This is a genomic window from uncultured Clostridium sp. (assembly GCF_937920395.1).
Lineage (GTDB): Bacteria > Bacillota > Clostridia > Clostridiales > Clostridiaceae > Clostridium_AD.
Map to the genome: position 1 here is coordinate 1 of NZ_CALEVF010000318.1, position 9284 is coordinate 9284.

A 9284-nucleotide genomic window follows, 5' to 3' on the forward strand; every position below is an offset into this window, starting at 1 on the left:
AAATAAGTATAGATTTATTATGTCCTTTAATGTATTATATTACATATAAATGTTCTTATTTAGAATAAATGGTAATAAAATAGTTATCTCTAGCGAAACTAGTTAGGTCGTCTATAGGTAAATAGAAGGTGAAAAATGAATACCAATGATAAATATAATAACATTTTAGCTATAATTTCAATTACTAAATTCGCTACTTTGCTATTTATATTAATACTTATTTTGAATGCTCCCAACAATGGAGTAAATTACATAAACCGTGCTGAGTTAAATTGCATAATATTTCTTATATTTTTATCATTATCTTATTTATTATGGTGGCTTATTTATTTTAAAAATAACTTTAAAAAATCAAAGAAGCTTTTAATTGTTGAAGATATCTTATTTATTTTTATTCTATCTTTATTTATTTTATTATCTGGAACTTATAAGAGCCAATATAAATATCTGTTTTTCTTTAGTATTATCACAACAGCCATATCTCAAGGTAAAAAACATGGTTTGATACTTTCTTATATATCATCGGCTATTATATTATCCATAGATTTGACTTTTGCTTCTAATTTACTAGTAAACACTTATTTTGAAAATGACTTGCTGCTATCAGGAGGATTTATCGTTATCGCATGGATATTAGGCGAACACGTAACTTTTGAAAACAATCGAATAAAACTATTAGAAATGGATTTACAAATGCTAAAGTTAAAAGAAGATGCAAAAACAACTGTTGAACTATTAAATGAAACTAAAGAACATAATAAATTTCTAACAGAATTTTTTTGCAACATATCGCATGAATTGAAAACTCCATTAAATGTTATTTTTTCTTCTCTACAGATGATGAATATGTATAATGAAAGCGATGAAAAAGAAATTGTTGATAAGAGAAAAAAATATTTACAAATAATGAAACAAAATAGTTATAGACTTATTAAATTAATTAATAATTTGTTAGATATGACAAAGTTAGATTCTGGATTTATTAATCCGCAAATGGAGAATGGAGATATTGTTTCTTTGCTTGAAGATATTACAATGTCTATTATCTCTCTCGCTGAAAATAAAGGTATAGAAATAATATTTGACACTAATGTTGAAGAAAAGTTAATGGCCTTTGATGGCGATAAAATAGAGAGAATTATTCTTAACTTACTTTCAAACGCATTAAAATTTACAGACAGAGGAGGTCAAATATATGTAACCGTATCAGATAAAGTTGATAATATTGAGATATCAGTTAGAGATACAGGTATAGGCATACGTGAAGATAAAAAGGAAATGATTTTTGGGAGATTTATGCAAGTGGACAAGACCTTAAAAAGAAATAATGAAGGAACCGGTATAGGACTTTCTCTTGTTAAATCTTTTGTGGAACTGCATGAAGGCAAGATAATTCTTAAAAGCCAACCTAATATCGGAAGTGAATTCATTATTATTCTTCCAGTAAAGCAAGTTGATAACTCCTTAGATATAAAGGAAATAAAGAAGAATATAGATGACCGAATCAATATTGAGCTGTCTGATATATATACAGAATAATTCAAGATGCAAAGGAGAAAAAACTTTTGATTAAATTACCATTACTAGAATTACTGATTAGAGGAATACCCGAGGGAGCAATTTATATTTGGGCATGTTATATTTTATCTAAAACTAAGTTTCATTTAAATCGGTATTTATTGTCAACTGCATTATTAGTATTTATAACTTTTATAGTGAGAAGGCTACCTATAAGTTTAGGAATAAATACTGTATTGTCTTTATGTTTATTGATTATAATAAATATAAAAATAAACAAAATAAGTATTATAAAATCAATAAGTATAAGTGTAAGTATTATTATCTTAGCATCGCTATGTGAACTTATTAATATGTTAATGATTAAATACTTGTTTAAATCAGATTTAACCCATGTATGGAATAATCCTTTTTTAAAGACAATTTATGGTATTCCATCTCTTGTATTGTTCGTACTTTCAATTATAATAATCAATGTTATTCTTAATAAAAAAAAATTTAACCCTTGCCACTAATTAAGTTAGGCAAGAGTTAAATTGCCGAATTTACTCTTTTCTAAACTTTTTAAGATATTTAGATGCCGATCTATTCATTTCAAGTGAAAAACCAGCCATATATTTACGGTTACATAGATCTTTAATATCTTCGCTAATATCTTTATTTAAGAAATTCGCCTTTTCGTTTCTTATTTTTTGCATTTCTATATGTTGTTCCTTATTTAGTCTGCGATATTTGTTTTCATTTATAATATACTGCTCTTCGAAACGCACCGGTTTTTTTCTATTTTTTTGAACTTCAACCGGGTAACCATAAATCAGCATCGCTGCAGGTACTACATAATTTGGAAGGTCTAATAACTCTCTAATATTTTCACAATTCTCTATGATATCACCAATGTAACATGATCCAATTCCTAAAGATTCTGCAGCTACTACTGTGTTTTGCGCAGCTATTATTGCATCAGTATAAGCAAGAAGGATATCCCCCTCTCCCGGTGTTCTCGGGTTACAATTTTCTAAGTCGAAAGCATCATACCATCTTTGATAATCTGCAAGAAATATACATACCAAAGGAGCTTTTTCGATAAAAGCCTGATTATCACATTCTACTGATAGTTGTTTCTTTAATTCTTCATCAGTAATATCAATTATGCTATAAAGCATCATTCCACCAGCAGTTGGTGCTTGCAGTGCTGCATTTAATATTTCTTTTTTTAGTTCAGCTACAATAGGCTTATTTTTAAATATTCTCATTGATTTCCTATCTTTTATTTGTCTTAAAGTCTCATTCATGTAATAACCCCCATTATTTTTTATTATATAATTTCAGTTAAATCTTCTATTGCATCCTTAAATATTTATAATATATTTATAATATATTTATAATATATTTATAATAAATTTCTATACTAGTCTATCAAATCCTCTTTATTGCTATTTAGTATCATGGCAATCTTATGAATAAGATATCGTATAAAACATAAAAAAGGAGCATTTCTGCTCTTTTTTTTGCTAACTTTGGTTTCTTTTTGCTTTATACCATTCATATCTTTTTTTACCCTCATGGAAGGCAGCTCTCTCTTCTGGAGTATTTAAAATAAGTTCTGGTACTAAATTAGTTTTTCCTTTTTTATCAAGGGATACCATCGTAAAAAATGCAGTCAATGCTTTTTTTCGATCAGAACATTCTAAATCTTCAACTTCAACAGTTACTACTACTTCCATAGATGATTTACCTGCATAAGCAACTTGAGCAGTACAAATAACTAAATCACCAATAAATATAGGTAAATGAAACTCCAACTCATCAACTCGAGCTGTAACAACATTTGTATGTGCAAATCTTCTGGCTACAGCATATGCTGCTAAATCCATTAACTTCATAATTTCTCCACCATGTATATTACCTGCAACATTAGCTTGATTAGGTAGCATTACTTCACTAATAATTAATATTGATTCTGATGAACTTCTTTGCATATTTTTAACTCCTTCTTTATAATCATTGAATTAATACTTACCTCAAAACTAATTCACCCTTTTTTTCTTACAAAGAAAATAACAATTTTATATTTTTAAACTTTATTTCTATGATATATTTACTATTGCAATATTTGTTTTCATTTAATACAGTACTAGCCACATTGACTAAATGATAAATGTTAAATATACTATATGTAATATAAGTGAAAGGAAGTATATTGTATGTCTCAAAATACAAAAGAATCTTTGGCTAAATCACTAAAAAGGCTAATGAATACAACACCCTTAACAAAAATAACAATTAATGATATTGTTAGAGATTGCGGAGTAAATCGCCGTACATTTTACTACCACTTTCAAGATATCTATGCACTTTTGGAATGGATTTTTGCAACTGAAATTGCTAGTGTGATGGACGGAAATAAAACATATCAAACATGGCAACAAGGATTTCTACAGATATTTCTTTATTTGGATCAAAATCGCAAAATGGTGTTAAATACCTATAATTCCATTGGACGCGAGTATTTGGAATCTCATTTATACAATGCAGTATACAATCTCGTTTTAGATGTTGTAGATGAAATTGCCATAGATGTGAATGTTTCCAAGGAAAAGAAAGACTTTGTAATTAATTTTTATAAATTTGCATTTGTAGGTTTATTACTTGATTGGATTAGAACTAAAATGAATAAAAACCCCCAGCAAATTATAGATAATCTCAATAACGTAGTAAGTGGGGATATCCATAGAGCATTATTAAACTGTGAAATACAAAGCAAGGATGTATTATAAACATCCTTGCTTTGTTTATTATATACTTAGATTAACCCTTCCAGTGTTGTGTCTTTTAATAACTTTTTCACAATCATCTCAGCCGGTAGAGCTCGTCCACTATATAGTGCCTTTGCTGCCGCAGCAACCACACGAATATCATATTTAGTAGGATATACATCTGGAACTTTTTTCTCAAGATCAAGTAACGTATAAACTGCCATAATAGCTGAACGAATCGAATATTCAACTGTAAATACACAATCATCCGCAACTTCTGCAAATTGTCCTAAGAATGCAAGATTGGTACATCCTTTCGGGTTAACATCAGGACGATCACCCTTAACACGTGGCATAAACTGACTAGTAGTATATGGCATCATGCATGGGATAACATTAACGTTTTTAATAATTTCTGGAATCTCATCTTTGATGCCTAAATGGTATAAAAGCTCTGATACTAGTTCTTCACCATTACAATCGCACATTCTCTTTTTCACAAAATCACCAATGTTATCAGGGAAAAGACCATAGGCCCATATTACTAATACATTTTTAGGTTGATCAATAAAATGAGGTTGTCTATTACAAGTTACACTCAAAAGCCAACTTGAGTCTTTAATAGTGATAATACCCCCTGTAACAGTTTTACCGGAATATGGATCATTGCCTGTTAGTTTCTTAAGAAGATCTGCTATTTTAGGGTCGGTACTAGTTATAGTAAAAGACTCCCATTTACTCTTATCTATGTCACTACAAAAAACTTCAGGTTTTCCAAATGAAGGATCTTTTTTCGCAATGTTCTTCCATAGATCCCAACAGCCAGCATTCCCACGATTAATTTTTGCAGGTTCATTCATACTTCCAATAGTAGAATTTTCTGTCATAGATCCATTTGTAACAAATACCAAATCATTCTTTGTTGTATGAATTATTTCTTCCTTGCCATTATCCAACAAGCAAATTGCAGTAACAGTTTTTTTATCATCCAATATATTAATATCTAAATCTGTAACTTGTGAATGTAGTTTAATGACTACATTTTTTGATTGCAACCATTTTTCTAAAGGAAGAATCATAGACTCATACTGGTTGTACTTTGGAAACATAATGTTTTTCATATGGCTCATTCCAGGAAGTAAGTGTATAAAACGTTGCATATATCGTTTCATTTCTACAACACTATGCCAATTTTCGAATGCAAACATAGAGCGCCAGAAACACCACATATTTGTTTCTAAAAAAGATGGATCAAAATACTGTTCAACAGTGGTTGCACCCAAAGTTTCTTCTGTCGCAAGAAGAAGCATAGTAAGTTGTTTAATATGAAGATCATTTAGTCCAAGAGAAGAAAAGTCTGCCTTTTCTCCACAATTATGAAGCAAGCGACAAGTTGATTCATTAGGATCTCCCATATTTAGCTCGCTAAATTCATCTAAAACTGTTCGGTTAGGATCACTTAGAGAAGGAATCATGCTAAATAAATTCCAACAACACTCGTAATGTTCCTCCATTTCGCGGCCACCACGAACAACGTAACCATCCTTTGCGTTTCCTGATCCATCCATACTACCACCAATAATAGGTGCTTGTTCTAGAATAGTAATGTTTTTACCATCCATATGACCATCGTGAATTAGGTATGCAGCAGCCGCAAGAGATGCTATACCCCCTCCAACTAAATAAGCTTTTTTGTTCTCAATGCCTTCTGGTTTTAAAGTATTAATGTTTTGAAAATTTCCCATGAGTATTCACCTTCCTAAATGTTAATTATTATTTTCTTCTACTATAGAGTAGTATACTTAGAGGTAAAAATACATCATCAATCTTCATGAAATGTGCAATATTGCATCTGTTAATAAATAAAGCAACAATTAAATAATTTTAAAATTATCTAACTGTTGCTTTTATACTATATTCTTTTATATTTTGTTTAATTATTAATAATAATCTTTTTTCCTTCTTTACGCATCTTTGCATATTCAGCTGATGCTGTGAAAAGTACATCAGTGGATGAATTAAGTGCCGTTTCACAAGAGTCTTGTAAAACACCTACGATAAAACCTACACCAACTACTTTCATAGCTATATCATTTGGTATACCAAATAAGCTACATGCTAGAGGAATCAGTAACAGTGAACCTCCAGCTACGCCTGAAGCACCGCATGCACATACAGCTGACAATAAACTGAGTATAAGTGCTGTGGGAATATCCACACTAATTCCAAGTGTGGTAACTGCTGCAAGTGTTAAAACAGAAATTGTAACTGCTGCACCAGCCATATTAATAGTAGAACCTAATGGAATAGATACAGCATATGTATCCTTATCTAACCCAAGTTTCTCACACAAGCTCATATTTACAGGTATATTTGCAGCTGAACTACGTGTAAAAAATGCTGTAATCCCACTTTCCTTTAAACACATAAACACAAGTGGGAATGGATTCTGACGAATATTTATGTATACAATAATTGGATTTACAACAAGGGCCACAAAAAGCATACACCCAATCAGAACTGCAAGTAAATGTCCATAACTAGCTAATGCCTTCATTCCAGTTGTAGAAATCGCCTCAAATACGAGACCCATAATTCCAAGTGGAGCAAAGTCTATGACCCATTTAACTATCTGAGTTACTGCATCTGAAAAATTAGTAATCATAGTTTTTGTGGTGTCGGGTGCATTTTTTAAAGCAGCACCAAGAACTAACGCCCAAGACAATATGCCAATATAGTTTGCATTAAAAAGTGCTTTTACTGGGTTATCAACAACATTCATTAGTAACGCTTTAAGAACCTCTACGACACCTCCAGGTGGTGTTAAACCACCTTTAGCTATTGCAAGTGTTAATGTTACTGGGAAGATAAAGCTTACAATAACCGCTGTAAGTCCAGCTAAAAATGTTCCTAAAAGATAAAGAACGATAATAGATTTCATGTTGGTCTGATGGCCACTTTTATGCTTAGATATGGCAGACATAATTAAGAAAAACACCAATATAGGCGCAATTGATTTCAAAGCACCAACAAATAAAGAACCAAAAATAATAATGAATTTTGCTTGTTGTGGAATCATTAAAGCCAAGATAATACCAATAACTAACCCTATAATTATCCGTAATACTAGACTTACTTGACTCCATTTCTTAAATAATTTTTTCAAAATATTTACCCCTCCAATAATTAATAGCAACGAAATAGTGCAAGTCTCTTGTATATAATACTTCATTTTAACATGCATAATATATTAATTCAACACAAAGTTAACTTTTATTACATTATTCTCAAAAATAAGCGATCTTTATTTTGTAATTATTTTATCCTCAATTTATTTACATACTAATAAAGGGGGACCACTTTATACTTCATGGTCTCCCTTTATCAATATTTTTTTGCTAAAAAGAAAATTATTACCTTGTTTTAGTAAACACTAATCCGGAATAACTATTACTGAGACTTTAGCATTTCTAACAACCTTACTTGTTACAGATCCAATTATTCTATATAATCCTTTTTTACTGCATTTAGTCATTATTATTATTTCATGGCCATCTTTTTCAGCCTTTTTTAATATTTCATCTGCAGCATATCCCAAAATTGAAAACTTTTCAACTTCATACCCTTCCAGTTTAATTATTGCTTTATCTAAAACAGCTCTACTTTCCTCTGCTAAATATCCAAATTCATTTGGAATTGAATTTGGAGTTGGAACTATCATCTTGTTAGTTAAAACCGTTTCCACTACATTCATTAATGTAATACAAATTGAATCCTTATTAAAAAAATTTATCAACCAATCGATAGAGTGCATGCTTCTTTCTGTACCATCTAATGGAACTAAGATTTTCATTTTTTTCATATTCAAGACCTCCTTAAATTGTTTACATATATATAATAACATGAAAGTAGGTAAATGTCGTACAAGCTAATCATAATTTTCATAAAATATCAAATATTCTTAAAATAGCAGTTATTATTAATTATTATTTAATTAAATCGTTTACAAGCATTGATTACTATGTTATTATTAACTCATAAACAAAGTAACAAAATTTAATTAGTACAATATGTGAAAATAATTCCACATAAATATTAACTTTCATTAGATAAATTAAAATAATAACTAATAGAAAGGGGATAGTCCATTGTATCAAATTAAATCTTTAGAGTTTTTAGAGGATAGTATAATTTATAAATAAGTGGTCTTTATGATATGTGATAAGACAACGAAAAATGCTTTAATTAAAAATTTATACTATACTCTGCTTAATTAAAAATTGAATATACAAATATACTAAAAGGAAGTTCATAAATGAACTTCCTTTTAGTAGTTAATTTATAATATTGATAATAATTATTGATTAGTATATAATATTTATATAAACATAATAAAGAAGGGACGTTTTTATATGAGAACAAAAGGAAATAAAATATCAATAATTGGAGCAGGTTTTGTAGGTTCTACTACAGCTTTTGCCCTAATGACTAGCGGACTTGCATCTGAAATTGTAATTGTAGATATAAATAAGGATAAAGCCGAGGGTGAAGCAATGGATTTATCACATGGTGCTTCCTTCGTAAAACCTATAGATATAACTTCGGGAGAATATGCCGATACAAAAGATTCAGATATAGTAATTATTACAGCAGGAATTAGTTTAAAACCAGGAGAAACAAGGCTTAATTGTATTGCAAATAATTTTAAAGTATTCCAAAGTATAATTCCAGAGGTTGTAAAATATAGCCCTGATTCTATATTAATAATAGTATCAAACCCTGTAGATATATTAACGTATATAGCCTATAAGCTTTCAGGTTTTCCAAGTAATCGAGTAATTGGGTCAGGTACGGTTCTCGATACTTCAAGACTTAAATATCTTCTTGGTCAGCGTTTTGAAGTTGACGCTAGGAATATTCATACTTATATAATGGGTGAGCATGGCGACTCAGAAATAGCGGAATTTGTCAACATAGTTGTCGCATTTTTTAATTTCAACCTTTTTATGA

8 protein-coding genes and 1 pseudogene are annotated in these 9284 nt (G+C 29.9%); 4 read left to right on the forward strand and 5 right to left on the reverse strand.

What is annotated here, in order from left to right:
• Window positions 1-135 precede the first annotated feature (135 nt).
• Window positions 136-1539, forward strand: coding sequence for a sensor histidine kinase KdpD (locus Q0649_RS19645; RefSeq protein ID WP_298845862.1), 1404 nt, complete (start codon window positions 136-138; stop codon window positions 1537-1539).
• Between the two features lie 26 nt (window positions 1540-1565).
• Window positions 1566-2033: a hypothetical protein gene (locus Q0649_RS19650; protein ID WP_298845863.1), complete on the forward strand. Its 468-nt coding sequence runs from the start codon at window positions 1566-1568 to the stop codon at window positions 2031-2033.
• Window positions 2034-2063: 30 nt separating this feature from the next.
• Here the strand turns inward: Q0649_RS19650 and Q0649_RS19655 are convergent, their stop codons facing one another.
• Together Q0649_RS19655 and Q0649_RS19660 are read right to left on the reverse strand one after the other, a co-directional pair.
• Window positions 2064-2810, reverse strand: a complete 747-nt coding sequence (locus tag Q0649_RS19655) for a nitroreductase family protein (protein ID WP_298845865.1) — start codon at window positions 2808-2810, stop codon at window positions 2064-2066.
• Window positions 2811-3029: 219 nt separating this feature from the next.
• On the reverse strand, window positions 3030-3497 hold the full coding sequence (locus Q0649_RS19660; RefSeq protein ID WP_298845867.1) for an acyl-CoA thioesterase: 468 nt from the start codon (window positions 3495-3497) through the stop codon (window positions 3030-3032).
• Between the two features lie 225 nt (window positions 3498-3722).
• Between Q0649_RS19660 and Q0649_RS19665 the strand changes: the two genes are divergently transcribed.
• Window positions 3723-4295 carry a TetR/AcrR family transcriptional regulator gene (locus tag Q0649_RS19665; protein ID WP_298845869.1) on the forward strand — a complete coding sequence of 191 codons (573 nt, stop codon included), beginning with the start codon at window positions 3723-3725 and terminating at the stop codon, window positions 4293-4295.
• A 26-nt stretch (window positions 4296-4321) separates the two neighbouring features.
• On the opposite strand, the gene Q0649_RS19670 is transcribed toward Q0649_RS19665, so the two are convergent.
• The 3 genes from Q0649_RS19670 to Q0649_RS19680 all read right to left on the reverse strand — a co-directional run bounded on the left by Q0649_RS19670 (window position 4322) and on the right by Q0649_RS19680 (window position 8136).
• Entirely contained in the window at window positions 4322-6019 is a 1698-nt protein-coding gene (locus Q0649_RS19670; protein ID WP_298845871.1) for an oleate hydratase, read from the reverse strand.
• A gap of 188 nt (window positions 6020-6207) precedes the next feature.
• The gene (gene sstT, locus Q0649_RS19675; RefSeq protein WP_298845872.1) at window positions 6208-7440 is read right to left on the reverse strand and encodes a serine/threonine transporter SstT; all 1233 of its coding nucleotides are present in this window, start codon (window positions 7438-7440) and stop codon (window positions 6208-6210) included.
• Between the two features lie 267 nt (window positions 7441-7707).
• Window positions 7708-8136, reverse strand: a complete 429-nt coding sequence (locus Q0649_RS19680; RefSeq protein ID WP_298845874.1) for a universal stress protein — start codon at window positions 8134-8136, stop codon at window positions 7708-7710.
• Window positions 8137-8686: 550 nt separating this feature from the next.
• Here Q0649_RS19680 and Q0649_RS19685 point away from each other — a divergent pair.
• Window positions 8687-9284, forward strand: a pseudogene (locus Q0649_RS19685) (L-lactate dehydrogenase); the annotation flags it as partial.

Coding starts and splice junctions, on each gene's coding strand:
- Q0649_RS19660 (WP_298845867.1), bottom strand. CDS start 3,497: ATGCAAAGAAGTTCATCAGAATCAATATTAATTATTAGTGAAGTAATG.
- Q0649_RS19680 (WP_298845874.1), bottom strand. CDS start 8,136: ATGAAAAAAATGAAAATCTTAGTTCCATTAGATGGTACAGAAAGAAGC.
- Q0649_RS19645 (WP_298845862.1), top strand. CDS start 136: ATGAATACCAATGATAAATATAATAACATTTTAGCTATAATTTCAATT.
- Q0649_RS19665 (WP_298845869.1), top strand. CDS start 3,723: ATGTCTCAAAATACAAAAGAATCTTTGGCTAAATCACTAAAAAGGCTA.
- Q0649_RS19655 (WP_298845865.1), bottom strand. CDS start 2,810: ATGAATGAGACTTTAAGACAAATAAAAGATAGGAAATCAATGAGAATA.
- Q0649_RS19670 (WP_298845871.1), bottom strand. CDS start 6,019: ATGGGAAATTTTCAAAACATTAATACTTTAAAACCAGAAGGCATTGAG.